This window comes from Haloglomus irregulare (genome assembly GCF_007421925.1).
GTDB lineage: Archaea > Halobacteriota > Halobacteria > Halobacteriales > Haloarculaceae > Haloglomus > Haloglomus irregulare.
In genome coordinates this window covers 352,246-375,434 of the sequence record NZ_QMDX01000003.1, presented here as the reverse complement: position 1 = coordinate 375,434, position 23,189 = coordinate 352,246, and the positions used below count along the sequence as shown (strand labels likewise).

Sequence of the window (23,189 nt, the reverse complement as noted above, 5' to 3'; positions counted from 1 at the left end):
GTCGACATGATCGTGGACATGAGCGAGGACTCACGCATCGAGGTCGACGGCGAGGTCGTCCAGCGGAACGGCACCTTCCGGTTCGAGGACTGAGCGCGGCGAGTGAACTGAGCCGCCCGGTATCCGGGCGGCGACCGTCGGGAGCCGCGAGGACGGATTCGAGGCGTAGACCGACGGACGGCGACGGCGTGACCGGCTACGGCTCTGTCCCGGCCGCCGCCGGGTTCAGGTAGCGCTCCACCCGCCGCCGGACGCGACCCCAGGGGACGCCGAACGCCAGCAGCGCCGCGAGCCCGGTGTGTGCGATCTCCGTCCCGACCGCCGTCCACCCGTCGATCGTGAGGCCAAGTCCCGCGAGCCAGACGAACAGCGTCACGCCGAGGACCAGGTCGAGCAGGAGGAATCCGAGACATGACCGCAGTTTCGGTCGCAGGCCGAGGACCCACGGAACCACGGCGACGCTCGTCCCGAACAGCAGCCCGAACCCGAGGTCCGAGAGCGGAACGACCGGCCCGAGGGTCTCGGCGAGTGTCGCGCCGGTTCCGAACAGCGGGAAGCCGGCCAGCAACCAGAACGCGAGCAACCGGGCGAGCGAGTCGCGCTCCCGTGCCGCCGCAGGCTCGTCTCCGGCCGTCGCCATGCGCCGGCTTGTGCCCCTGCCGACAAGAGCGCTGGGTCCGGCCACCGCTTCGGCCACGCTTTTCGCGGTCGCCCCGCAAGTCGACCCATGGACCCCCGCATCGAGACTCACGCGGAGATACTCGTCGACGACTATGCCGAGGTCGAGGCCGGCGACCAGGTGGCGGTCGTGGCCTCGCAGGCCGCCGAGCCGCTCGCGATCGCGGTGGCGGATCTGGTCGGCGAGCGCGGCGGCGTCGTCAGCACCTCGCTAGGAAGCCCGCGCATCCAGCGGGCGTACCGGCTCGCCGCCGATGAGGCGACGCTCGACCAGGAGAACGAGATCGTCCGGGCCAAGTACGAGGCCGCGGACGCGGTCGTCCAGATCCGCGGCGAGGCGAACCTCAACGAGACGGGCGACGTGCCACCGGAGAAGAGCGCCGTCGCCAAGCGCGCCAACCGGGCGGTCCAGGAGGCGCTCCTGGACTCCCGGTGGGTGCTCACGCAGTGGCCCTCCACCGGCCATGCCCAGAAGGCCGAGATGTCAATGGAAGCATACGAGGACTTCGTCTGGAGCGCCATCAACAAGGACTGGGACGCGGTCCGGGAGCACCAGTCGCAGATGGTCGAGCGACTGGACCCGGCCGACGAGGTCCGCATCGTCAGCGGCGACACCACCGACGTCACGATGTCCGTCGCCGGCAATCACGTCATCAACGACGCCGCCGAGAACAACATGCCCGGCGGCGAGGTGTTCACGGCGCCGGTCCCGGACAGCGTCGAGGGGGAGGTCCTGTTCGACAAGCCCGTCCTCATCCAGGGCCGGGAGGTGCTCGATGCCCGCCTCGTCTTCGAGGACGGCGAGGTGGTCGAGCACGGCGCCTCGGAGAACGAGGACCTGCTGACGAGCCTGTTGGAAACCGACGACGGCTCGCGCCGGCTGGGGGAGCTCGGCATCGGAATGAACCGGGATATCGACCGGTTCACCGGCAACATGCTGTTCGACGAGAAGATGGGCGACACCGTCCACATGGCCATCGGGCGGGCCTACGGCGAGACCGTCGGGGAGGGCAACGAGCGCAACGACTCGACCGTCCACGAGGACATGATCGTGGACATGAGCGAGGACTCACGCATCGAGGTCGACGGCGAGATCGTCCAGCGGAACGGCACCTTCCGGTTCGAGGACTGAGCGCGGCGACCGTCGGGCCGCGAGGACTGGACGGCGGCGAAGGGCGGCAGTAGCGGGCGAGCAGGCCTATCAACGACACGCGGGGGCACGACGCGACCCGGGCGTGGCTGTCCGGGTCGAGAACGGTGCCGGCACGGTGGGTGCCGGCGGCAGCCGGCTGCCGACGTAGCGGCGAGCCGGGATGGACTTCGGATGCCGACGGAACGGGGCGTCGGCGGAGTCCGGGTGGGGGCATGGCGGGCCCACCCGGCGGCGGGAGTCGACGATGAACGTCGCCGAGCGTGGTTACAGGGTCGAGTCGCAGACCGAGCAGCGGCTCTCCTGTGCCTCGTGGTCCCAGACCAGCGACCCCTCGTTGCAGTCGTAACACGGTGCGTAACTCGCGGATGGACCGGACGGCGGGAGCGATGCGGACATTACGGTTGACGGATATCGAGAGATACGGATAAGCGTTGGCCATAATGGCGTTAATATGCTCTAGAAGTGTTCGTATGGGTTCTACATGCCGGAATAGATTCGATTTTCCACGTACTATACCCGGCAGGAACGAACGGACGGCCGGTTCCGCTCGGGTCGCGGCGGCAGCGGCGGCCGTTCCGGCGGTAGCGGGCCCCCAGGTCGGACCCGTGTCCGTCGGCGTCGTCCGGGACCAGCAGTCGTATCCGGCTCGGCGGGGAACGACCGCCATGCTCGAACCGGGCGACGACGCCCCCGCGGTCACCGCATCGAACCAGCACGGCGAGCCGGTCAGCCCCGACTACGAGGGAGTGACGGTGTGCTACTTCTACCCCGAGGACGAGACGCCGGGCTGCACGGTCGAAGCCCAGCAGTTCACGGCGGAGGCCGAAGCGTACGCCGATGCCGGCGTCACGGTTTACGGGATCTCCACCGACGACGTGGACGCCCACGCCGACTTCGCCGAGAAGGAGGGTATCACGTTCGACCTGTTGGCCGACCCCGGCGGGACCGTCTGCGAGGCGTTCGGCGTCCCCCGCATCACCGGCCGCGCGAAACGGACCACGTTCGTCGTCGTGGACGGGACCGTCGAGCGGGTGTACGAGGGCGTGAACCCCGACGGCCACGCCCGGGACCTGCTGCTCGACCTGCTCGACGACGAGCTCGTCGAGCTGTCGGGCGCGGCGGGACGCGACGCCGGGTGACGGCGCGTTCGACCGGAAGCGACGGGATGCCGGGCGGTCGTGGAACCGGGGCTCACGGCCGACTTCCGGTGTCGGCGCCGCGCGGACCAGTACCCAAACGGGTTTCCACCAGGGCGCTGAATCGCCAGCATATGCTCGAAGCCGGCGACACGGTGTCCGAGGTCAGCGCCCCCAACCAGAACGACGAATCGGTCACCCTCGCGTTCGACGAACCGACCGTCGTCTACTTCTACCCGAAGGACTTCACTGGCGGCTGCACCATCCAGGTCAACGACTTCGAGGACCACTGTCCGGAGTTCCGGGAGCTCGGCGTCCACGTCTACGGCGTCTCGCTGGACGACGTCCAGAGCCACGCCGACTTCGCCGAGGAGGAGGGCGTCACGTTCGACCTGCTGGCCGACACCGACGGGGAGGTCGCCGCGGCGTTCGGCGTCGACACCGACGAGGGGTACACCGACCGGCTGACCTTCCTGCTGGCCGACGGCGAGGTCGTCGCGACCTACGACCCAGAACTGGCTGACCCCTCCGGCCACGCGATGGAAGTGCTGGGGGACGCCCGGGAGCGGTTCGGCGGCGAGTAGCGGATATCTCGGGGGGAGTCGGGGTTCTTCCCGAACGGAGAGGATAGCTGGCTTATACCCGGCTATATCGACGTATCCACACCGGTCGCCAGCTGCGCGACCGTCGACGCGGCCTCGTCGGGGAAGCGACACACGGCCATCCCACCGCGGCCGCGAGCGTGAGCGTGGTGGGGGGCCGCGACACCCTGCCACGACCCCACGCGGATGAGACGGGTATTTAGGGCCCGCCGTACGCATTCCGGGTATGAGCTACGACCCCGCCGACATCGAGACCCGCTGGCGCGAGCGGTGGCGCCAGGAGGGGTACTACGAGGCCGACCCGGACGAGGACGGGGACGCGACGTTCATCACCGTCCCGTACCCGTACCCCTCGGGCGGGATGCACGTCGGTCACGCCCGGACGTACACGGTCCCGGACGTCTACGCCCGCTACCGCCGGCTCCAGGGCGACAACGTCCTGTTCCCCATCGCCTGGCACGTCACCGGGACGCCCATCATCGGCGCCGTCGAGCGGCTGAAGAAGGGCGAGGAGGAGCAGCTGTCGGTCCTGCGGGACACGTACAACGTCCCCGAGGAGACCTTGCAGGACCTGGAGACGCCGATGGGCTTCGCCCGCTACTTCATCGAGGAGCACTACAAGAAGGGGATGCGCCAGCTGGGGCTCTCGGTCGACTGGCGCCGCGAGTTCACGACCAACGACGAGCGCTACTCGAAGTTCATCACCTGGCAGTACCGCACGCTGAAGGAGCGCGGCCTGCTGGAGAAGGGGCTCCACCCGGTCAAGTACTGTACCAACGAGGACAACCCCGTCACCACGCACGACCTGCTGGAGGGCGAGGAGGCGGAGTTCCAGGAGTACACCCTGGTACGGTTCGAGGGCGAGGACGGTGCCATCCTGCCGATGGCGACCCTGCGCCCGGAGACGGTCCGGGGCGTGACGAACGCCTACGTCGACCCCGACGGCGACTACGTCCGCGCGACCGTCGACGGGGAGCGGTGGGTCGTCTCCCGCCAGGCGGTCCAGAAGCTGGAGTTGCAGGACCACGAGATCGGGGGCGACAGCGAGCTGTCGGGCGCCGACCTGGTCGGCGAGCGCGTCACCAACCCCATCACCGGCGACGAGGTGCTCGTCCTGCCGGCCTCCTTCGTCGACACGGACAACGCGACGGGTGTCGTGATGTCCGTCCCGGCGCACTCGCCGGACGACTACATCGCGCTGCAGGAGGCAAAGGAGCGCGCCGACGAGATGGCCGAGTACGGCATCGACCCCGAGGCGGTCCGGGCCATCGAGTCCGTGCCCATCCTGACCGTCGAGGGGTACGGTGAGGTCCCGGCCCGCGACGCCGTCGAGGAGTACGATGTCTCCAGCCAGGAGGACCCGGCGCTGGAGGAGGCGACCCAGGAGCTGTACAACCGGGAGTTCCACCAGGGTCGGCTGCTCGAGGCGTACGGCGAGTACGCCGGCGAGACCGTCGAGGACGTGCGCGAGCGGTTCCGCGACGACTACCGCGAGCGCGGCGCCTTCGGGGCGATGCAGGAGTTCACGGAGGATGTCGTCTGTCGCTGCGGCGGCGCCGTCGAGGTCGCCAAGCAGGAGACCTGGTTCCTGCGCTACAACGACGAGGACTGGATGGCGAAGACCAAGCGCCTCGTCGGGGATCTCGACACCATCCCGGAGAACACGCGAGAGCAGTACACCCACACGGTCGACTGGCTGAACGAGTGGCCCTGCATCCGGAACTACGGCCTGGGCACCCGCCTGCCGTGGGACGAGGACTTCGTCATCGAGCCGCTCAGCGACTCGACGGTCTACATGGCCTACTACACCATCGCCCACCGGCTGGACGAGATTCCGCCGGGGGAGATGGACCGGGCGTTCTTCGACACGCTGTTCTACGGCACCGACGCCGCCGAGGCCCCCGACGAGCGTGCTCTGGAACTGCGCGAGGAGTGGGACCACTGGTACCCGGTCGACTACCGTGTCTCCGCGAACGACCTCATCTCCAACCATCTCACCTTCTACCTCTACCACCACGCCGAGCTGTTCGACGAGGCCAACTGGCCGGAGGGGATCACCATCATGGGGATGGGGCTGCTGGAGGGCCGGAAGATGTCCTCCTCGAAGGGCCACGTCGTGCTGCCGGGCGAGGCCATCGACGAGTACGGCGCCGACACCGTCCGGTTCTTCCTGCTCAACAGCGCCGAGCCGTGGCAGGACTACGACTGGCGCGACGAGGCCGTCTCGTCGGCCCACGGCCAGCTGCGGCGGTTCTACAACCGCGCGACCGAGGTGATCGAGCAGGGGTCGCCCGGCGACCCGGGCGTTCGAGCGGCGGAGCCGCGAGAGCATGACGCTCCCGACGAGCCGGACCTGCGGCCCATCGACGAGTGGCTGCTGTCGAAACTGCAGGGGGTCATCCGAGAGGCCACGGAGGCCCTGGAGGGCTTCGAGACCCGCACCGCGAGCCAGGCGGCCTTCTACGCGATGGAGGAGCACCTGCGCTGGTACCGCCGGCGGGCGGACCTCGACCGCGAGGGGGCGCGCTGGACGCTGCGACACGTCCTGAGCCGGCGTCTGCGCCTGCTGGCCCCGTTCACACCGTTCCTGGCGAACGAGCTGCACGAGCGGCTGGCCGGCGAGTCAGCCGAGGACGCCGGTTGGCCCGCCGTCGACGAGTCCCGCGAGGACCCGACCGTCGAGGTCCGGGAGTCGCTGGTCGAGTCGCTCACCGACGATATCAACGACATCGTCGACGTGACGGGCACGGACCCCGACGTGGTTCGGGTCTACACGGCCGCGGACTGGAAGCGAAGCGTCTTCGAGCAGGTCGTGGAGACGGGGCCGGACGTCGGCGCGGTGATGTCCGAGGTGATGTCGGACCCCGACCTGCGCGAGCGCGGGGACGAGGTGAACGACCTGGTCCAGGAGCTGGTCGAGTTCGTCCGCGAGCAGGAGGACGACCGCCTGGCCATCCTGGAGGGCACGGAGGAGGCCGACGTGTACGCCGACGCCGTCGGCTTCTACGAGCGCGAGTTCGACGCCGACGTGCGCGTCCTCGACGAGACGGGCGCCGAGGACCCCGGCGACAGGGCCGGCGACGCGGTGCCGTTCCGGCCGGCCATCCACATCGAGTAGCCCGTATTCGGCTGTTTTCGGGGCCGTAATCGGGCAACGACCCATGCTCTTACACTCGGGGTCGTCACCCGACCGAGCAGCGGTGGCAGGACTATCGCGTTCGGTTCCCCGTCGGGAAGCGCCACGGGGAGGTCCAGTCCGACGTCGGCACGGCCACGGCGTACGCCGCAACGGCGGGTCAGGTCGACGTCCGTGTCGAGGCGCTCGCGCGTGGCTGGCCGGTCGGCGCGGGCGAGAGCCCGCGCTCTCCGCGCGTAGTCGGGTCGTCGGCTACCGGACCTCCGTGTCCACCAGTTCGAACGGATAGCCGTTGTCGTTCTCGTCGGCGTGTTCGTAGACGACGTGGGCGGTCGCCACGTCCTGGATGGCGAGGCCGGTGGAGTCGAACAGGGTGATGCCGTCGCCGGGCTCGCGGCCGGGTTTCTCGCCGGCGATGATTGCCCCCAACTCACCGTAGATGTCGGCGTCGCTCAGCATGCCCTCACCCCACGGGACGTTGATCTCGCCGGAATGGGTGCACTGGTCGTAGTCGTCGATGACGACCGTCGCGTCGAGCAGCGTCTCGTCGCCGTGCTCGTGCTTGCCGGGCGCGTCGGCACCCATCGCGTTGATGTGGGTGTGGTCGCCGAGCGCGTCCCGCGGGACGATGGGCTCCTCGACGGGCGTCACGGTCGAGAGCACGTCACAGGAGGCGGCCTCCCGGATGGTACCGCCGCGGACATCGAACTCGTCCTCGTAGCGGTCGACGAACCGCTGGACGGCCTCGTCGCGGACGTCCGCGACGACGACCTCCTTGATGTCGCGCACGCTGGCGATCCCGTCGAGCTGGGTGTACGACTGGACCCCGGCGCCGACGATGCCCAGCGAGCGGGCGTCCGGGACGGCGAGGTGCTCCGTCGCGACGGCCGCGGCCGCGCCTGTCCGAAGCCGGGTGAGGGTGGTGCCGTCCATGATGGCCAGCGGGAAGGCGTTGCGCGGGTCCGAGTAGATCATCGTCCCCAGCACGGTCGGGAGGTCGTACCGTTCGACGTTGTCGGTGTGGACGTTGACCCACTTGATGCCGGCCGCGTCCCAGGTGCCGGCGTTCATGTAGGCCGGCATCGACCGGAAGTCGCCGTTGTACGCCGGGAGGTCGATGTAGGACTTGGCGGGCATCTGCGTGTCGCCGCGCTGGTAGGCCGCGAAGGCCTCCTCGACGGCGGCGATCACCTCCGGCATCCGCGCGTTCTCGCGCACGTCCGAGGGGTTCAGGAGGAGCGTCTGCATACTGTCCGCTTCTCGCCTGGCACACTTACCTGTACCCCTAGCCGCCGGAACCAGTATGTCGGGCGCGCCCGAACGTAGCCCATGGATCGGGCCGGAGCCGTAGCACTGGCGTGTCTGCTGGCGCTCGCGGGCTGCAGCGCGGTCCCGGGCGGCAGCACCCCACAGGGCACGCTGACGCCGGCTCCAGTCCCCGAGTCGTCCACGGGCACGGAGCGGCTCGCCCCGGGACTCACGAGCGAGGGGGTGACCAGTCCGCTGACCCTCGCCAACGCCCACGGCGCCGCGCTGAAGCGGAGCCACCGGTTCCACTCGAACCGGACCGTCCGCTACCGGAACGGCACCGTCCACGCCCGCGCCGACCAGCGGACGACGGTGGGGCCGAACGGCTTCCGGTCGACGGTGTCGGTCGCCGGGCGGCCCGGGTTCGTCACGTCCGGGCCCCCGACCGAGGCGACGTTCTGGTCGAACGGGACCGTCCTGGTCGAGCGCATCCAGCGCGGCGGCGACACCCGGTACCGCTACCTGGACGACGAGACGTACAACCGCGGTGCCGGGTTCTACAACTCGCTGCGCCGGCCCAAACCCTGGTGGGACCACTACGCGCTGTTCACCGCAGTCGAGAGCCGCGTCGTGGGCCGGTCGGCGACCGACGGGGAGACCGGGTACACCGTGATCGGCGAGCGACTCCGCGACCCGGCGGTGTTCAGCGCGGCGGCCGACGTCCGGCGGCCCGAGAACGTCTCGCTCCGGGCGACCGTGACCGAGCGCGGCCTCGTCCAGTCGTTCGAACTCTCGTACGACGGAACGCTGCGCAACGGCGAACACGTGCACGTCACCCGGTCGGTCGTCTACGACGTGACGGCCGTCAGTCCCATCGACCGGCCGTCCTGGTTCGAGGCGGCGCGAAACGGGAGTTCGGACAGCCGCGGGAGCATCCCGAACCCACGGCTGACGGGCTGACGTGCGGCCGACTGTACGGTTCGGCGGAACGGCTATCTATCCGAGTAGCCGACGGTACAACGAACATCGGAACCATCCCCGGAGTGTCGGATACCGTCCCGGCAAGTCGTGCCGTATTCCGGAAGCTACATCCGCACGAGCGCAACGAGCGGAGGCCGGCGTCTTTCTCACCGTTTTCCGGTGAGTGGCGCCCACAGGCACGGTGACGCCGCGCCGAGGACACCCGAACCGGCAGAGAGCCCCTAGAAGAACTTGAACAGGTCGTCGCGCTTGGCCGCGTGGAGGTGGTGACGCACCGCCTGGTTCAGCGGTTCGATGGTCCCACGTTTCGCGGAGATGGGCGCGATGGTCTCTGCCTCCCACTGCTGCCAGGGCGGGTAGAGACCGAACCGGTCGGCGATGGCGTCCAGCCGCTCGTCACGGTCCTCGACCTTGTCCATCTTGTTGACCGCCAGGACGGCGGGGATGCCGACCTCCTGCAGGAAGCCGAACAGCTCCACGGTGTGTGGGATCTCGTCGGGCCCGGAGTGGCGGTCGATGATGTCGACCGCGGCTTTCCCGTCGAGCACGACCACGCCGGCGAGGATTCGTTCGGCGTACTGCTCCAGATACCGGACGATATCGGTCTTGATGGCCTCGCGGCGGCCCTCCTCGACCCCGGCCATGAAGCCGAAGCCCGGCAGGTCCGTGACGACGAAGTCCTCCGGCGCCCAGTCGTAGTGGTTGGGCTCGCGCGTGACGCCCGGCTTCCCGCCGGTGTCGAACGAATGGCCCGTGATCTCCCGCATCAGCGTGGATTTGCCCACGTTCGACCGCCCGAGGAGGGCCACCTCGGCGTCGCGGTCCGGGCGCGTCTCGAACATGTCCGGACGGAGTCGGTCGGCGCTGATAAGGGGCGCGGCCCGCGGCGTCCGGACGTGTGTCGCCGAGGCGCTCGCACGAGGGATTTATTCGCGCGCGTCCCCGACAGTACGGTGATGGAGAATCTCGACGCGCCGGCGGACGGACCGCCGGTAGCGGCGTTCTCGTCGTCGTTCCGGGTGGACGAGGTCCGGCACGACGGCGACAAGTTGGTGTACGTCGGCGAACCCCGCGTCGGCCAGCGGACCCTGGAGCGGGAGGTGTGGCCGCTGTTCCGCGACCACGGCTACGAGGTCCGGCTCACGACGGTCCAGGACAGCGAGACCGACCCCGTCTCGGGGGTCGAACTCCAGCAGAGCCGCCACGCCCTCGTCGCCGACCCGCGGAGCACCGGCATCGACGGGGTCCCGTGGACGAACGTCGTGATGCTTGTGCTGACGGTCCTGACGACGCTGTTCGCGGGGACCATCTGGTACTACGAGCCACTGAGGGGACCGCTCGACCTGTTCACCGGCGACTCCTGGAAGTTCTCGCTCGCCGTCCTCTCCGTGCTCGGCATCCACGAACTGGGCCACTACGTCCTCTCGCGCTACCACGACGTGGACGCCTCGCTGCCGTACTTCATCCCGGTCCCGACGTTCATCGGGACGCTCGGCGCGGTCATCCGGATGAAGGGGCGTATCCCCGACCGGGACGCGCTGTTCGATATCGGCGTCGCGGGGCCGCTCGCCGGGCTCGTGGCGGCCATCGTCGTCTCGACGGTGGGCCTGCTGATGGACCCCATCACGGTCCCCGCGAGCGTCCAGAACAGCCCCGACAGCATCGTCATCGACTTCGGCTACCCGCCGCTGCTGCACGGGCTGTCGATGCTGACGGGCCAGCCGCTCGCCTACAGCGACCCCTCGACCGCGGTGAACCCGGTCGTCTTCGGCGGCTGGATCGGCCTGTTCGTCACGTTCCTCAACCTCATCCCCGTCGGCCAGCTGGACGGCGGCCACCTCGTCCGGGCGATGGCGGGCGAGAACGCGGAGCGGGTCGCCTCGTTCGTCCCACTGGTGCTGTTCGCGCTCGCGGGCTACCTCTACTTCGTCCGCGGGCTCGATATCCGCGACTCGGTCGCCATCTGGACGTTCTGGGGTTTCCTCAGTCTGGGCATCGCCTACGCCGGCCACGCCGAACCCATCTACGACGAGCCGCTCGACCGGAAACGGATAGCCGTCGGCGCGCTCACCTTCCTGCTGGGGCTGCTCTGCTTCACCCCGGTTCCGTTCCAGTACGCCAGCGGCTTCTGAGCTACGCCCGCAGGTCGGTCGCCTCGTACACGCCGGGGAGATCCGTCTCGTGGACGGTGGCGGTCACCTCCGCGCCCTCGTCGACGCCCGTCTCCGCGACCAGCGTCGCGGCCTCGATGGGCTCCCGCATGACGAACGACCGCACCCGCTCGAGCCAGGAGGGCGAGCCGCCGTCACGACAGACCAGGATGTAGCGCGACTCCGCCAGCGACCGCAGCTCCTCCTCGATCTCGTAGTCGTCGAGCTCCTCCGGAGGGACGACGTGCAGCACTTCGCCGTCCAGCGTTCTCGTCATGTGCGGACGAAGATGGTCGAGGCGCATGGGTCTTTCTCGTGCGGACCGGGTCCGAACGCGGCCGCCGCTGGAGGTGTCGACGACCGGGCGCGTCGGGCGCGCCGTACTCGGGAGAACGGGCCGGCCGGTTACTCGTCGACGAGGACGGCGTTGATCTGGCCGTCCTGGCCGGGACGGGACGTGACGCGGGCGCGGCCCTCGCTCGTCTCGACGATGGCGCCCTTCGTGACGATGTTCCGTCGAACGTAGTTCGGGTTGGCGTCGTTCTCGGCGACGTTCTCCACCTCGGCGCTGACGGAGCCGTCGTCGGTGGCGACCGTCGCGCGGTCCGTCGTGATGGCCCGGACCTTCGACGTCCCGCCGCGGGCGTCGACCGTCTTCAGGCGCGGCTCGCCGACGCGGGTCTCGGTGGGCGAGGAGCCCATCTGGTGCTTGCGCTTCTTGTGCGTCCGCCGGCGTCGGCCCCCGGTTCGCTTCGTCGTGGAGCGGCCCTGGAATTTCATACGGGGAGAGAGGCCGGACGTCCACTTGAATCGCACGACTCGGCCCGCGCCAGCGCCGCTACCGGCGAACACGGGCGGAACGGTCCCGGTCCGCCGATTTCATTCCACGCCGTGTCTCGTGCAGTAAATTTACGTGCCATCGGGCGCGAGTCGGCGGCGTGCTGCTGGTGGTCACCTACTCACGGGCGGCCCGACGCGACCTCCGGAACGTCTGTCGCGGCCACGAGCGGACCGTCGTCCGGCGGTTCGGCCGCGCGGCGCTGTTCGAGGCGACCGCCCACGGCGCCTTCCTCTCGTGCCGGCTCCGGGAGCGCCACTCCGACGACGTCCAGGTCGAGCGGACCCGCCCGTTCAACGAGTTCGCGGACATCGACGCCACGGTGCGCGAGGCCGCCGCCGCGTACGAGGCCCGCGAGGAGCCGAGTACCCCGTATCGCCGGTTCGCCGCCGGAACCGACCACCCGGACCCGGAGGCACTGAAGACCCGGGACCTGTCCGAGGGCCGATGAGCCCGGCCGCCACCGTCCGGGTCCGTCTCGGCGGGGGCGGCCACGACGGGCGGGCGGTCGACCTCGCGGGAACCGAGGCGCCACCACCGGACGAACTCGTCGCCGCCGTCCGTGACGAGGACGACGGCCGGGTCCGCTGTCCGACGCCCGGACCCGTCCACGAACACGTCGGACTGGTCGGCGGGCGGGCGGGAGCGCTGGCGCGGCGGCACGCGATGGCGGCCGTCGCCCGCTCGCGGGGGCACCGGGCGCCGAACCGCGAGCAGGTGGAGACGCTGGCCGACCGCCTCGGGGCCCTCGACCCCCCGGCGGCGACCCTGACGGCTGCCCGCGAGCGGGTGGCGGAGGCCGGCGCCGACGTCACGGAGCGCCGGGAACACGTGGCCTCGCTCCGCGGGCGTGTCCGGGCGCTCCGGGAGGCGGGCGAGGAGGCGGCCGCGACGGCGGCCGGCGCCGACCTCGCGGACGCCGCGGCGGCGCTATCCGAGGCCGAGACCGAGCGGGCCGCCGCCGAGCAGGCGCTCGAGCGGGCGCGACGGCGGGCCCGCGGGGCGCGCGACGCCCGCGAGCGGCGGCTGGAACTGGAGGACCGGGTGGCGAACGAGCGACGTGAGTCCCGCGCGGCCCTCGCGGACGCCGTCAGAGAGCGGGTCGACGCGGCCGTCGTCGCGGTGCCCGGCACGAGCGCGACGAGGCTGGCGGACGCCGACCCCGTCACGGCCCGGCTGGCGCTGGCGCGCGTCGCCCGGCTGGACGCGCCGGTCGTCCTCGCCGCGCGGCGGTTCCCCGACGCTGCGGCCGCGGTCGGCTGGCTCGACGCCCCCGTACTGCGCGCCTGACCGCGCTCGGGGCCCGGTCTCGACCCGAAGCCGCAGCCGTGGGTCGTCGTGACGACGCCACCCGTCCCGTGGAGGGCCACGTCGTGGTCGTCCCTCCCCGTAGTTCGGACACTCGGGGCACGACCCGGTCTCGTCCATCCGCTTCGGCGCGCCGATCGACCGGGCTGCTGGTGCCGGCTGGTCGACATCACCGACGCGTGCCTTCGTCGTGGCCGGGATCCCGGGAGACGGCGATATGCGTGAGTCCCTCGTCACGTATCGGACGAAAGAACGATATACGGTCACATTCCCCCATAATCACGTATTTACGGCGTTATCTGCACACGTAACACCGATATCGACGGGATACCGTGATTACTCGCCGGTCACCCCCGACTGATATGCAGCGTCACCCGCCCCTCGGCGACGACACGCTCGTCCGCCCCCTTACCGGCGGTCACCGCCACGCGGACGACCCCCATCGAGCCGCCGACGCGGAGGACGGTCGCCTCGGCGGTCAGGTCGTCGTCCGCCGGGCGGAGGTAGGAGACGTTGAGGTCCGTCGACGCGTGCGGGGTCGAGAGCGGGTCCTCGAGCGTGGTGCGGAGGGCCGCGCCGGCGGCGTGGTCGAGCAGCGTCGCCACCACCCCGCCCTGTATCGAATCGGTTCCGGGGTTGGTCAGGCGGTCGCGGTGGGCGAGCGTCGCCCGGACCCGGCCCTCGTCCTGCGCCTCGAGTTCGATGCCCAGGTCCCGCAGGTGGTCGTGGCTCGCGAGGAACTCGTGGTTGGCGTCGGTCATACGAACCCCCTGTAGCGGTCGGGCGATAAGCGTCGGGGCCCGTAGGTTCACGTACCATGCCGGGGGCACCGTCCCCATGCCGACGCTCGACTGCGAGACCGACCACCGGGACGGGCTGACGCTCGTCGAGTGCGTCGTCCACAACGACACCGCTGACCGGCGCCGGGTCCGACTGACGAACCACCTCGACGGCCCGGTGCGGTCGCCGTCCGGCGGCCCGGGACCCGACTGGACCGACGGGACGGCGAGTTGCACACTCGCACCCGGGGAGCACGCCGCGGTGGGGTACGCCTCTCCCGCGCCGCCGCGGGAGCCGGCGGTCGAACTCGACCACGCCGTCCTCGAGCGCGGGGACCCCACGGCCGTCGACACGCCGGTGCCCGCGCCGTCTCCGCCGGGGGAGCCGCCGCTCCGCGGCGACGGCACCGGGGTCGCGCTGCCGCCCGCGGTCGAGGCGTGGTTGTCGGCACTGGAGGGGCGGGTCGCAGCCGTCGAGGACGAGCGCCGCGAGCGGACGGGGCATCCGACGGCCCTCGTCGACGGGGAGACGCTGGCCGCGCTGGAGCGCCGAGCCGCCGTCCTCGGCGAGCGGCTGGCGACGGCCCGGGAGGGTGCCGAGCGCGCGTGAGACGGGACGAGCTGGCGACGCCGGTGGCGGGGCCAGTGCGATGGCTCGACGCCGCGGCGCTGGCGCTCGCGGCGTCGACCGGGAGCGCGCTCATCGACACCGGTGGTCGGCTCGCCACGATGGCCGCCGGCCGGGGACCCGACGCCGGCGACGTCCTGGCCGGACGGGCCGCCGTTGTCGAGTCGTTCCGAATGCTCGGAGGAGTGCCCGTCGTGAACGCGACGCCCCTGTCGGCGTCCGGACTGGCGGCGCTGCTCCCGCCCGTCAGTCGTCGGCGGGCGCGCTCCCGGCGTGACGGGGCTCCCGGTCCTCGCCGCCGTCCCCCTCCGCCGCCACGTCGAGGTCCCGGACGTCCCGGTGTGCCGCCCGGAGCGTGACCGGCGTCACGTCGGCCACTTCGGCGGTCTCGCGCTGGGTGAGGTCGTGGCCGTGCTCGCGGGCCGCCGCGTAGAGACAGCCCCCCGCGAAGCCGCTCGGGTTCCGCCCGTTGACCAGCCCCGCGTCCGCGCCGGCGCTCGCGAGGGCCCGGGCATGCCGCTCGACCGCCCGCGGCAGGTCCAGCTTCGAGGCGAACCGGGCGAGGTACTCCGTCGGGTCGATGGGACCGGTCGGGAGCCCGAGTTCGCGGTTGAGGGCGTCGTACGCGGCGGCCAACTCGCCCGCGTCCGCCCGGGCACGGTCGACGATCTCCGACCGGGTGCGCGACACCTCGGCCGTCCGGCAGGTGGCGTACGTCGCGGCCGCGGCGAACCCCTCGATGGAGCGCCCCTGCAGTAGCCCGGCCTCCTGTGCTGACTCGAACAGGACGCAGGCTCGGTCCCGGACGCTCTCGGGCAGTTCGAGCTGTGCGACCAGCCGCCGGATTTCCGTGAACCCGTACACCTGGTTCCGCTCGGCCTTGCCGCCGATCGAGGCGCGGCGGTGGTGGGTCCGCATCCGGGCGACCCGTCGCCGTTTGCGCCCCTTCAGCCGCGTCGACCGGCCGATCTCGGTCGAGAGTCCCCGGTCATGCCGGCTCCGAGTCAACGGTGCCCCGGTCCGGCGCGGGTCGGTGTCGTCGTCATTGAAGTGGCGCCACTCCGGGCCGCGGTCGATGGCGTCCTCGTCGACGACCAGTCCGCAGTCGCCACAGACCGTCTCGGTTCCCTCGCTGTGCAGCCGACCGTCGCACTCCGGGCACGCCGTCGTCGTGCTCATATGCGAGGATTGGTCGCGATACCCCTTCAAAAGGGAGCGCGAGGGGGCCACGACGGCCGGTTCGGTGCCGATTTACCTACCGGTCACCGGTAGGTAGTTGTCCTCACGCTCGATGGTTTCCCGAGGCAGCAGCCAAAATTTAACCGTCGTGGCGGACCAACCTTTGCTCGTGACGCTCTCGGAGATCGCCGCCGGGCTGGAGGTGACCACCGAGCAGGAGACGCGGGGCGTCGCGGCCGTCGACGATACGGACGCGACCCTCGCCGACCGGTTCCGCGAGTTCGCCGACCGGCTGCCCTGCACGCCGGCGGCGGCCGCGACGCTGGTCACCGAGTACGCCGCCGGCGCCAGCGTCGGGACGGCGGCTCGCGAGGCCGGCGTCGCGCCGGTGACGGGCACCAAGGCACTCCACCGGCTCGGCGAGCCCGTCCAGCCGCTCGGCCCGACCGGCCGCGAGGTCGTCCGGGACTGGCTGGACGCTCGCCTCTCGCGAACGGAGGCCCTCGAACTCGCGGGTGGCGACGCGACCGACTTCGCGCTCGCGGTCTACGTCGAGACCCACGATCCCGTTCCGGGCGCCCGCGATGCGGTGAGCAGTGCACTCGCGGTCGAGACCAGCGACCCGCTGACCGAGACGCGGAGCGGGACCGACGAGTTCCTGTAGTCGTCAGTTGCCCCCGCGGCCGACGTGGAGGACCTCCTCGTCGTCGACCTCGTGGACCTGCTGTGCGAACAGCGCGTTCGTCGTCACCAGGTGGCCGAGGTACGTCGCCGCGTAGTCGAGCATCCCGAACGGGTGGAGGTCGCCCTGGTTGGCCGGGGGCAGCAGGCTGCCGATGATCTGGATGGTGCCGTCGCCGAGTTCGAGCGTCCCGACAGCCACGTCGCCGCCGACCGTGCCGGCGACGGTGCCGTCGAACGCCGTGCCGTCGATGCTCGTCACCGGCGCCTCGTCCTCGGCGTAGCCCAGCGGTGCGATGTACCAGAGGTGGTCCTGGATGGGGTCGCGGTCCGTGACGAGCGGGTGCTCGCCGTCGATGTCCTCGGCGAGTTCGACCACCATCACGTCGCGGGGGTCCCGGCGGTCGCTGAGGTAGTTGTACTTGCCGACGCTGGGCCCGATGCCGAACGTCCGCATCCGGTCGTGGCGTTCGGCGAGCCGGTCGAAGCCCGCGGCGACCTCCTCGATGTCGAGGTAGTCGACACACCGACCCGGGTCCGGGAAGGTTCCGAGCGGGTAGTAGCCCAGCCGCCAGAACGGGTTGCCGCCGGGGGCGAAGTGGAGATCCGCCGCGGTCGGCAGGTCCGCGACCGCGACGGCCTGCTCGGTGGTCAGGGCGGCGAACGCCGCCGGGGCCGGGTCGGTCGTCGTCCTGGCGTCCGGGTCGATGGCCCCGACCGCGGCGATGCCGGTCGCGTCGGTCAGGTCGATGGCGGTCGGCACGGCGTGGGCCGCGGGCGTGTGGCGCTGGACGTAGCGGTACCGGGTGTCGAACGCAGCCGCGTCGGCCTCGGCCGTGGCGTTGCCGGGCAGCGAGAGCGCCGCGCCGGTCGCGGCCGAGAGCTCGAGGAACTGCCGACGCGAGATACCGACATCGGTGAACGGGTGTTCGGACACGGGTGGGTCTGCACGATGGGTCGACGTATTCCCCACAAAACCTTGTGACAGCTGTATCCAAACGACCGACAGAACCGACCGGTCACGTGGTACCGCCTCTCACTCCGAGAGCCCGGGGACGTACGACCCGAGCCCGCCGCCCCCGTCGGGCTCCGGCTCGACCGCGAGCGTGCTCGCCGCGACCGACGCGACGGCGGCCGCGAACGCGCCGCCTCCGGGGTATGCCGGTGCGTCGTCGGGGGCCGTCGCGCCGCTCGCCGGGACGGTCACGGCCGCGCGCTCGACGGTACCCTCGCCCCCGACACCGGCGTTGGCCACCTCGCAGTCGGGGACGACGCCGAGGTCGCGCAGGCGATCGGCCGCCCGGGGGAGCGCGTCCGCGCCGCGGCGCGAGTCCGGCGCCACCAACGCGACGCGGTCGGCCACCGTGACGGCCGCCACGGCCTGATTGGCCGCGACCGGCGGCGTGTCCAGCAGCACGGCGTCGAACCGCCCCGCCGCCTCCGCGGCGAACGATGTCAGCTCCTCGGCCGCCCCGGACGTCTTCGCCCGCGCCACCCGCTCGAACGGGGCGTACGCCGGCAGGCACGCCACCCGCCCGGCCGCGTCCAGCGGGAGCGTCACCAGTCCGTCCGCCAGCGACCGCGGTTCGGTCACGCAGGCCGTCACGTCGGGGTCGATACGCCCGGAGACGTGGTCGGCCAGCCCCTGCGTCGCGTAGGCCGCGTCGAGCACCGCCACGTCCCGCCCCTCACGGGCCAGCGCCGTCCCGATCTCGATGGTCAGACGGGTCGCGCCCGCCCCGCCGACGGCGCCGACGACTGCCAGCGTAGTGGGGTCGTCGCGCGCCCGGTCCGGCCCCGCGTCCTCGATACCGTCCATACCGCTCGTTGCGCAGTACCACTGATAAAATCTAGTGGGTTACGAGCGGAACGACCGCGACGGTTCGCGAGCGTGACGCTGGTACACGGTTTCGAGTAAACTTTTAGTCGAAGGGTGACGTGGAACGGCGTATGACCGTCGAGGTGCAGTTCTCCGAGCGGCTCAGCGAGCGTGTCGGGACCAGCGGTGCCTACGTCTCGGTCGATGGGGAGACGACGGTGGCCGAGGTGGTGGCGTCGCTGTCCGTCGAGTTCGGCGCCGAGCAGCTCGCGGCCGGGACCACCGCCGTCCGCGAGTCGGCCGTCGGCTCCGAGTCGCTCTCGGCCCGGTCGACGGTCACGCCCGGCGACCGGCTCCGACTCGTCGAGGGCGCCTGACCGGTCAGCGGCGTAGTCGCGTCCGGTCCCCCGTCCCGCCGGTCATCGCCGAGGCCAGCGCCCCGCGCACCACCGCATCGTCGCCCAGCGACGCCAGCCGGACCTCCGGCACGTTCGTCATCACCAGCTCCGGCAGGCGCTCGCGGATGGGGTCCACCACACACCGTTCGTTGCGGAGCGCCACGGCGCCGCCGACATGGACGGCCAGTGGCGCGTACGCGTGCACCAGGTCGGCGACGCCGAGCGCGTTCCAGCGCGCGACCCGGTCGACGACGCGGTCGGCGAAGTCGTCGCTACCGGCGTGGGCGAACACGGACGCGGCGTCGAACTCCGGCTCCCCCACCGGCACCGCCGTCTCCACGCCGTCGTGGAGCCGTTCGGCGTAGCGGGGGATGCCGGTCCCCGAGCAGTAGGCCTCCCAGTGGCCCGCCCGCCCGCAACCACAGCGCATCGTTCCCGCGGGGTCGACGGTCATGTGGCCGATCTCGCCGGCGTTGCCGTCCCAGCCGGCGAGCACGTCGCCGTCGAGGCAGACGCCGGCCCCGATGCCCGAGGAGATGGTGAGGTAGACCATGTCGTCGGGGTTGCGGTCGCTGTGGAAGCGCTCACCGATGACCCCGGCGCTGGTGTCGTTGTGGAGGTGAACCCGGTCGGAGCCGATGAGGTGTTCGACCGGCCCCGTCAGCGGAACGAACCCGACGTCGTCGGCGAGGTTGGCCGGACTGGTGGCACCGCCCTCGGCGGTATCCAGCGGGCCGATGCTGGCGATGCCGACCGCCCGGAGCTCGGCCGGGTCGACCCCGGCGGCCCCACAGGCCGCCCGGAGCGTCGCCAGCACCGCCTCCGTCACCGCGATACCGGTCGGCCCGTCCGGGGTGCGCCGGCGGTCCCGGCCGACGACCGTGCTGTCGCCGTCGGCGACGACCGCCCGGACGTTCGTCGCACCCAGGTCCACGCCCGCATACATTATCTCGCACCTGAGGTCCCCGTCACTTAACTGCATATATTTACTCGTGGTCGAGTTTCGTTCACACAGCCGGGGGCCGTATCACCGGCGTCTCTGCTGTGAACAGTTGGCGCACAAGTTAATTCATGGTCGAATTAATTTTCGTTATGATTAAATAGTCGGTGTGTATTGACGGGGATAGCCGAGAGACAACCTATGTCACAGGAACGCAATACGACGCGACGACGGATACTGAAGGGAGCGGCAGGCACTGCGGTCGCGGCCGGACTGGCCGGCTGTACCGGTGACGGCGGCGACGGCGGCGACGGCGGTGGCGGCGACGACACCGGGAGCGGCGACGGGAGCGACACGATGAGCACCGAGGCCATCGAGCTCCTACACGCCTGGTCCAGCGGCGACGGGAACGCCGCCATCGCGGCGCTCATCGAGGGGTTCCAGGAGGCCCACCCCGACATCGAGTTCGCCGAGGAGCCGGTCAACGGCGCCGCGCGAGGGAACCTCGACCAGGTCGTCTCCAACCGGCTCCAGTCGAGCGACCCGCCGAGCACGTTCCAGACGTGGCCGGGCAAGACCCTGGAGAAGTTCGGCGAGGCGTACGCCGACATCGAGGGCGAGGTCTGGAACGACGACCTGAAGGACAACTACCTGCCGGGGCCGAAGCAGCAGGCCCAGCTCGACGGGACGTTCGTGACGGTTCCGCTCAACATCCACCGCATCAACAACCTGTTCTACAACACGGCGGTCGTGGAGGCGGCGGGCGTCGACCCGACCTCGCTCTCCTCGCCGGCCGACGTGGTGGACGCCTGCGCGACGATCGCAAGCGAGACCGATGCGGTCCCGTTCGCCCAGCAGACCAGCGGCGCCTGGTCGACGGTCCAGCTCTGGGAGACGGTGTTCCTCGCGGAGGCCGGCATCGACGGCTACGAGGCGTTCATCAACGGTGAGGGCGACGTCGACGCGGTCCAGTCCGCACTGGAGAACGTCGTCGCACTCCGCGAACACTACCCCGACGACGCCTCCTCCATCGGCTTCACCGAGGCCAACACGATGGTCATGGAGGGCGACGCGGCGTTCATCCACCAGGGCGACTGGGCGGCCGGCGCCTACGGCGGCGCCGACGACTTCAACTACGGCGAGGACTGGAGCCAGGTCACCTACCCGGGCACGAGCGGGAGCTACCTGCTCAACATGGACTCGTTCCCCTACTTCGCGAACAACCCCTCGCCCGAGGCGACGAAGACGTTCCTCAGCTACTGTGGGAGCGCGGAGGGACAGGTCCTCTTCAACCGCGAGAAGGGCTCCATCCCGCCCCGCAAGGACGCCGACGTCTCCTCGCTCAACGCGTTCCAGCAGGACCAGTTCGACGACTTCACGGGCGCCGACAACCAGCCCCCGTCGGTCCAGCACGGGCTGGCCGTCGCACCGGGCGTGGCGACGAACATCGGCGAGGCGTTCAGCGGGTTCCTCGAGAGCTACGACGCCGAGGCCACGGCGGAGGACCTCGTCGACGCTTTCAACTGACACCTCTCGAACAGCCCCCTCATGCGCAACCCGCTCGATAGATCCGGCCGTCGCCGGTCCGGTGAGGAGGAGACCCATCCAGCCGGCGACCGGACCACCGGCTGGCGGTCGCTGCTGCGCCGTGACTCCGTCCGGTCGGCCCCGTTCTGGCTCCCACCCTTCCTGCTGGTCGGCCTGTTCGTCTACGGTGGAATCGCCTGGAACGTCCTGCTGTCGCTGACGGACTTCAGTGGGCTCGGCACGCCGGACTACGGCTCGCTCGACCTCGAGAACTACCGCGCCGCGTTCGCCGACCCGCTCCAGGCGATGGTGAACTACCTCGCCGGCGTGAGCGGCTGGGTCACGTCCGGCTCCATCGAGCCCCAGACCCCCTCGTGGTCGGACCTCACCATCGACCCGGTCTGGAACTCGCTCGGGAACACCGTCCTCCTGATGGTCGGGTTCTCGGTCGCCTGCCTCGCGCTGGGGCTGGTGCTGGCCATCCTGGTGGACCGGGGGGTCCGCTTCGAGGACACGTTCCGGACCATCTACCTGCTGCCGATGAGCCTCTCCTTCGTCGTGACGGCGAAGTTCTGGCTGTTCATGTACAACCCGGAGACGGGGCTGGTCAACCTCGGCATCCAGGCGCTCGGCTTCGGGCCCGTCCGGATCGTCCAGAACCCGGAGTTGAAGCTGGGCGCCGTGGCCTTTGCCCTCATCTGGCAGTTCAGCGGCTACGCGATGATCGTCTACCTGGCGGCGTTGCGCTCCATCCCGACCAGCCATTTCGAGGCCGCCCGCGTCGACGGCGCGAGCACGGTGCGCATGTACTGGCGGGTCATCGTCCCGCAGTTGCGGACCGCCACCGTCAGCGCGCTGGTCGTCATCACCGTCTTCGCGCTGAAGGCGTTCGACTTCCTGTTCTCGATGTACGGCGGCTATCAGCCCGGCCCCTCGGCGGACATCCTCGCGACGCGGATGGTCCGGGAGGCCTACGCCAACCAGAACTGGGCCTACGGCTCGACCATCGCCGTCGTCCTGTTCGTGATGGCGCTGTGCATCGTCGCGCCGTACATCTACTCGCAGTACCAGCGGGGTGAGCTGTGAGCTTCCCACCCGCGACCGAGGAGGACCGCCTGGTCGGCCCCCGGGTCCGGAAGGTCGCGCTCTACATCGTGCTCTCCGGGATGGTGCTGTTCTATCTCATCCCCATCGAGACGGGGTTGATGACGGCCATCACGAGCCCCGAGTCGTACACCGGGCAGACGCCGTTCCTGCCGCCGCTGGAACCGCTCGTCCCCGGCACCGGCGAGTTCTCGCTGGAGGCCTGGGGGGGCGCCCTCGACGGGCTGTCGGGCGGGCTGGTCAACAGTCTCGTCCTCGTCGTCCCCGCGACGGTGCTGTCGGGACTGCTCGGCAGCATGGCCGCCTACGGCCTGACGACCGTCGACTGGCGGGGCCAGGTCGGCATCTACGTCCTCTTCATCGCCGGCATCTTCATCCCCTACCAGGCGGTGCTGGTGCCGCTGACGCAGTTCTGGTACAACGTGGTGCCGCTGCGGACGGCGTTCGTCCCGCTGGCCGAACTGCTCCCGCTCGTCCGGGAGTACCACTGGAAGCTCGTCGCGCTCATCATCACGCACACGGCCTACGGGCTTCCCATCTGCACGCTGCTGTTCCGGGCCCACTACAAGAAGCTCTCCGGCGAGATGATCGAGGCGGCTCGGCTCGACGGCGCGTCGGTCACCACCATCTACCGGCGCATCATCCTGCCGCTGTCGATCCCGATGTTCGCCGTCGTGTTCATCTACCAGTTCACGCAGATCTGGAACGACCTGCTGTTCGCACTGACCATCATCCAGTTCGGCGACGCGTCGGTCGTCACGATGGACCTGGTCGGCATCGGCGTCTCGCAGTCGGGGACGAACTTCCCGCTGCGGATGGCCGCGGCGCTGCTGGCGGCGCTCCCGACGCTCGTCGTCTACGTCCTGTTCGGCGATAAGTTCGCCGAGGGGGTAGCGACATGAGT

At 70.6% G+C, this 23,189-nt stretch carries 25 protein-coding genes; 14 read left to right on the top strand and 11 right to left on the bottom strand.

Annotated features, from left to right (window positions below; genetic code table 11):
- Positions 1-196 precede the first annotated feature (196 nt).
- Positions 197-640: a hypothetical protein gene (locus DP107_RS07925; protein ID WP_144261593.1), complete on the bottom strand. Its 444-nt coding sequence runs from the start codon at positions 638-640 to the stop codon at positions 197-199.
- Positions 641-727: 87 nt separating this feature from the next.
- Here DP107_RS07925 and DP107_RS07920 point away from each other — a divergent pair, with 87 nt between their 5' ends.
- A complete protein-coding gene (locus tag DP107_RS07920) occupies positions 728-1,810 on the top strand; it encodes an aminopeptidase (RefSeq protein ID WP_144261592.1) in 1,083 nt (360 codons plus the stop codon).
- Positions 1,811-2,095: 285 nt separating this feature from the next.
- On the opposite strand, the gene DP107_RS21115 is transcribed toward DP107_RS07920, so the two are convergent.
- Positions 2,096-2,227: a hypothetical protein gene (locus DP107_RS21115; protein ID WP_272949831.1), complete on the bottom strand. Its 132-nt coding sequence runs from the start codon at positions 2,225-2,227 to the stop codon at positions 2,096-2,098.
- A gap of 269 nt (positions 2,228-2,496) precedes the next feature.
- On the opposite strand from DP107_RS21115, the gene DP107_RS07915 reads away from it, so the two are divergent.
- From DP107_RS07915 to leuS, 3 genes are all read left to right on the top strand, one after another.
- Positions 2,497-2,970 carry a peroxiredoxin gene (locus tag DP107_RS07915; RefSeq protein ID WP_144261591.1) on the top strand — a complete coding sequence of 158 codons (474 nt, stop codon included), beginning with the start codon at positions 2,497-2,499 and terminating at the stop codon, positions 2,968-2,970.
- A 131-nt stretch (positions 2,971-3,101) separates the two neighbouring features.
- A complete protein-coding gene (locus DP107_RS07910; RefSeq protein ID WP_144261590.1) occupies positions 3,102-3,551 on the top strand; it encodes a peroxiredoxin in 450 nt (149 codons plus the stop codon).
- Positions 3,552-3,795: 244 nt separating this feature from the next.
- Positions 3,796-6,687, top strand: coding sequence for a leucine--tRNA ligase (gene leuS / locus DP107_RS07905; RefSeq protein WP_144261589.1), 2,892 nt, complete (start codon positions 3,796-3,798; stop codon positions 6,685-6,687).
- Between the two features lie 270 nt (positions 6,688-6,957).
- Here the strand turns inward: leuS and DP107_RS07900 are convergent, their stop codons facing one another.
- The gene (locus DP107_RS07900; protein WP_144261588.1) at positions 6,958-7,953 is read right to left on the bottom strand and encodes an ornithine cyclodeaminase family protein; all 996 of its coding nucleotides are present in this window, start codon (positions 7,951-7,953) and stop codon (positions 6,958-6,960) included.
- A gap of 81 nt (positions 7,954-8,034) precedes the next feature.
- Between DP107_RS07900 and DP107_RS07895 the strand changes: the two genes are divergently transcribed.
- Positions 8,035-8,913: a hypothetical protein gene (locus DP107_RS07895; protein WP_144261587.1), complete on the top strand. Its 879-nt coding sequence runs from the start codon at positions 8,035-8,037 to the stop codon at positions 8,911-8,913.
- Between the two features lie 242 nt (positions 8,914-9,155).
- Here the strand turns inward: DP107_RS07895 and engB are convergent, their stop codons facing one another.
- Entirely contained in the window at positions 9,156-9,776 is a 621-nt protein-coding gene (engB, locus tag DP107_RS07890) for a GTP-binding protein EngB (RefSeq protein WP_144261586.1), read from the bottom strand.
- A gap of 114 nt (positions 9,777-9,890) precedes the next feature.
- Here engB and DP107_RS07885 point away from each other — a divergent pair, with 114 nt between their 5' ends.
- Positions 9,891-11,066, top strand: a complete 1,176-nt coding sequence (locus DP107_RS07885; protein ID WP_144261585.1) for a site-2 protease family protein — start codon at positions 9,891-9,893, stop codon at positions 11,064-11,066.
- 1 nt (position 11,067) lies between these two features.
- Here the strand turns inward: DP107_RS07885 and DP107_RS07880 are convergent, their stop codons facing one another.
- Both DP107_RS07880 and DP107_RS07875 read right to left on the bottom strand, forming a co-directional pair.
- Positions 11,068-11,361 carry a DUF7526 family protein gene (locus DP107_RS07880; RefSeq protein WP_144261584.1) on the bottom strand — a complete coding sequence of 98 codons (294 nt, stop codon included), beginning with the start codon at positions 11,359-11,361 and terminating at the stop codon, positions 11,068-11,070.
- Positions 11,362-11,489: 128 nt separating this feature from the next.
- Entirely contained in the window at positions 11,490-11,864 is a 375-nt protein-coding gene (locus tag DP107_RS07875) for a 30S ribosomal protein S8e (RefSeq protein WP_144261583.1), read from the bottom strand.
- Positions 11,865-12,022: 158 nt separating this feature from the next.
- On the opposite strand from DP107_RS07875, the gene DP107_RS07870 reads away from it, so the two are divergent.
- A complete protein-coding gene (locus DP107_RS07870) occupies positions 12,023-12,373 on the top strand; it encodes a DUF7855 family protein (RefSeq protein WP_144261582.1) in 351 nt (116 codons plus the stop codon).
- Positions 12,370-13,212 (top strand): DUF7856 family protein, encoded by an 843-nt coding sequence (locus DP107_RS07865; protein WP_144261581.1) that lies wholly within the window; start codon positions 12,370-12,372, stop codon positions 13,210-13,212. The genes DP107_RS07870 and DP107_RS07865 overlap by 4 nt, the downstream gene beginning before the upstream one ends.
- A 365-nt stretch (positions 13,213-13,577) precedes the next feature.
- Here the strand turns inward: DP107_RS07865 and DP107_RS07860 are convergent, their stop codons facing one another.
- Positions 13,578-13,991 (bottom strand): PaaI family thioesterase, encoded by a 414-nt coding sequence (locus DP107_RS07860; RefSeq protein ID WP_144261580.1) that lies wholly within the window; start codon positions 13,989-13,991, stop codon positions 13,578-13,580.
- A 76-nt stretch (positions 13,992-14,067) separates the two neighbouring features.
- On the opposite strand from DP107_RS07860, the gene DP107_RS07855 reads away from it, so the two are divergent.
- Entirely contained in the window at positions 14,068-14,619 is a 552-nt protein-coding gene (locus tag DP107_RS07855) for a DUF7857 domain-containing protein (protein WP_144261579.1), read from the top strand.
- A gap of 264 nt (positions 14,620-14,883) precedes the next feature.
- Here the strand turns inward: DP107_RS07855 and DP107_RS07850 are convergent, their stop codons facing one another.
- Positions 14,884-15,816: a transcription initiation factor IIB gene (locus DP107_RS07850; protein ID WP_144261578.1), complete on the bottom strand. Its 933-nt coding sequence runs from the start codon at positions 15,814-15,816 to the stop codon at positions 14,884-14,886.
- 169 nt (positions 15,817-15,985) lie between these two features.
- Here DP107_RS07850 and DP107_RS07845 point away from each other — a divergent pair, with 169 nt between their 5' ends.
- A complete protein-coding gene (locus tag DP107_RS07845) occupies positions 15,986-16,480 on the top strand; it encodes a DUF7858 family protein (protein ID WP_144261577.1) in 495 nt (164 codons plus the stop codon).
- A 3-nt stretch (positions 16,481-16,483) separates the two neighbouring features.
- On the opposite strand, the gene DP107_RS07840 is transcribed toward DP107_RS07845, so the two are convergent.
- Both DP107_RS07840 and DP107_RS07835 read right to left on the bottom strand, forming a co-directional pair.
- Complete coding sequence (locus tag DP107_RS07840; RefSeq protein WP_144261576.1) at positions 16,484-17,434, bottom strand: twin-arginine translocation signal domain-containing protein; 951 nt, start codon at positions 17,432-17,434, stop codon at positions 16,484-16,486.
- 99 nt (positions 17,435-17,533) lie between these two features.
- Positions 17,534-18,316, bottom strand: a complete 783-nt coding sequence (locus tag DP107_RS07835) for a ParA family protein (protein WP_144261575.1) — start codon at positions 18,314-18,316, stop codon at positions 17,534-17,536.
- A gap of 131 nt (positions 18,317-18,447) precedes the next feature.
- On the opposite strand from DP107_RS07835, the gene DP107_RS07830 reads away from it, so the two are divergent.
- Entirely contained in the window at positions 18,448-18,693 is a 246-nt protein-coding gene (locus tag DP107_RS07830) for a hypothetical protein (protein ID WP_144261574.1), read from the top strand.
- 4 nt (positions 18,694-18,697) lie between these two features.
- Here the strand turns inward: DP107_RS07830 and DP107_RS07825 are convergent, their stop codons facing one another.
- Entirely contained in the window at positions 18,698-19,696 is a 999-nt protein-coding gene (locus tag DP107_RS07825; protein WP_238330819.1) for an ROK family protein, read from the bottom strand.
- Between the two features lie 159 nt (positions 19,697-19,855).
- Here DP107_RS07825 and DP107_RS07820 point away from each other — a divergent pair, with 159 nt between their 5' ends.
- Genes DP107_RS07820 through DP107_RS07810 form a run of 3 tightly spaced genes read left to right on the top strand, consistent with a single transcriptional unit; the run spans position 19,856 to position 23,187 of the window.
- Positions 19,856-21,181: an ABC transporter substrate-binding protein gene (locus tag DP107_RS07820; RefSeq protein WP_144261573.1), complete on the top strand. Its 1,326-nt coding sequence runs from the start codon at positions 19,856-19,858 to the stop codon at positions 21,179-21,181.
- Between the two features lie 21 nt (positions 21,182-21,202).
- Complete coding sequence (locus DP107_RS07815) at positions 21,203-22,267, top strand: carbohydrate ABC transporter permease (protein ID WP_144261572.1); 1,065 nt, start codon at positions 21,203-21,205, stop codon at positions 22,265-22,267.
- Entirely contained in the window at positions 22,264-23,187 is a 924-nt protein-coding gene (locus tag DP107_RS07810; protein ID WP_238330818.1) for a carbohydrate ABC transporter permease, read from the top strand. Before DP107_RS07815 ends, DP107_RS07810 begins: the two co-directional genes overlap by 4 nt.
- Positions 23,188-23,189 lie beyond the last annotated feature (2 nt).

Coding starts and splice junctions, on each gene's coding strand:
- DP107_RS07925 (WP_144261593.1), bottom strand. CDS start 640: ATGGCGACGGCCGGAGACGAGCCTGCGGCGGCACGGGAGCGCGACTCG.
- DP107_RS07920 (WP_144261592.1), top strand. CDS start 728: ATGGACCCCCGCATCGAGACTCACGCGGAGATACTCGTCGACGACTAT.
- DP107_RS21115 (WP_272949831.1), bottom strand. CDS start 2,227: ATGTCCGCATCGCTCCCGCCGTCCGGTCCATCCGCGAGTTACGCACCG.
- DP107_RS07915 (WP_144261591.1), top strand. CDS start 2,497: ATGCTCGAACCGGGCGACGACGCCCCCGCGGTCACCGCATCGAACCAG.
- DP107_RS07910 (WP_144261590.1), top strand. CDS start 3,102: ATGCTCGAAGCCGGCGACACGGTGTCCGAGGTCAGCGCCCCCAACCAG.
- leuS (WP_144261589.1), top strand. CDS start 3,796: ATGAGCTACGACCCCGCCGACATCGAGACCCGCTGGCGCGAGCGGTGG.
- DP107_RS07900 (WP_144261588.1), bottom strand. CDS start 7,953: ATGCAGACGCTCCTCCTGAACCCCTCGGACGTGCGCGAGAACGCGCGG.
- DP107_RS07895 (WP_144261587.1), top strand. CDS start 8,035: ATGGATCGGGCCGGAGCCGTAGCACTGGCGTGTCTGCTGGCGCTCGCG.
- engB (WP_144261586.1), bottom strand. CDS start 9,776: ATGTTCGAGACGCGCCCGGACCGCGACGCCGAGGTGGCCCTCCTCGGG.
- DP107_RS07885 (WP_144261585.1), top strand. CDS start 9,891: ATGGAGAATCTCGACGCGCCGGCGGACGGACCGCCGGTAGCGGCGTTC.
- DP107_RS07880 (WP_144261584.1), bottom strand. CDS start 11,361: ATGACGAGAACGCTGGACGGCGAAGTGCTGCACGTCGTCCCTCCGGAG.
- DP107_RS07875 (WP_144261583.1), bottom strand. CDS start 11,864: ATGAAATTCCAGGGCCGCTCCACGACGAAGCGAACCGGGGGCCGACGC.
- DP107_RS07865 (WP_144261581.1), top strand. CDS start 12,370: ATGAGCCCGGCCGCCACCGTCCGGGTCCGTCTCGGCGGGGGCGGCCAC.
- DP107_RS07860 (WP_144261580.1), bottom strand. CDS start 13,991: ATGACCGACGCCAACCACGAGTTCCTCGCGAGCCACGACCACCTGCGG.
- DP107_RS07855 (WP_144261579.1), top strand. CDS start 14,068: ATGCCGACGCTCGACTGCGAGACCGACCACCGGGACGGGCTGACGCTC.
- DP107_RS07850 (WP_144261578.1), bottom strand. CDS start 15,816: ATGAGCACGACGACGGCGTGCCCGGAGTGCGACGGTCGGCTGCACAGC.
- DP107_RS07835 (WP_144261575.1), bottom strand. CDS start 18,316: ATGGACGGTATCGAGGACGCGGGGCCGGACCGGGCGCGCGACGACCCC.
- DP107_RS07830 (WP_144261574.1), top strand. CDS start 18,448: ATGACCGTCGAGGTGCAGTTCTCCGAGCGGCTCAGCGAGCGTGTCGGG.
- DP107_RS07825 (WP_238330819.1), bottom strand. CDS start 19,696: ATGCAGTTAAGTGACGGGGACCTCAGGTGCGAGATAATGTATGCGGGC.
- DP107_RS07820 (WP_144261573.1), top strand. CDS start 19,856: ATGTCACAGGAACGCAATACGACGCGACGACGGATACTGAAGGGAGCG.
- DP107_RS07815 (WP_144261572.1), top strand. CDS start 21,203: ATGCGCAACCCGCTCGATAGATCCGGCCGTCGCCGGTCCGGTGAGGAG.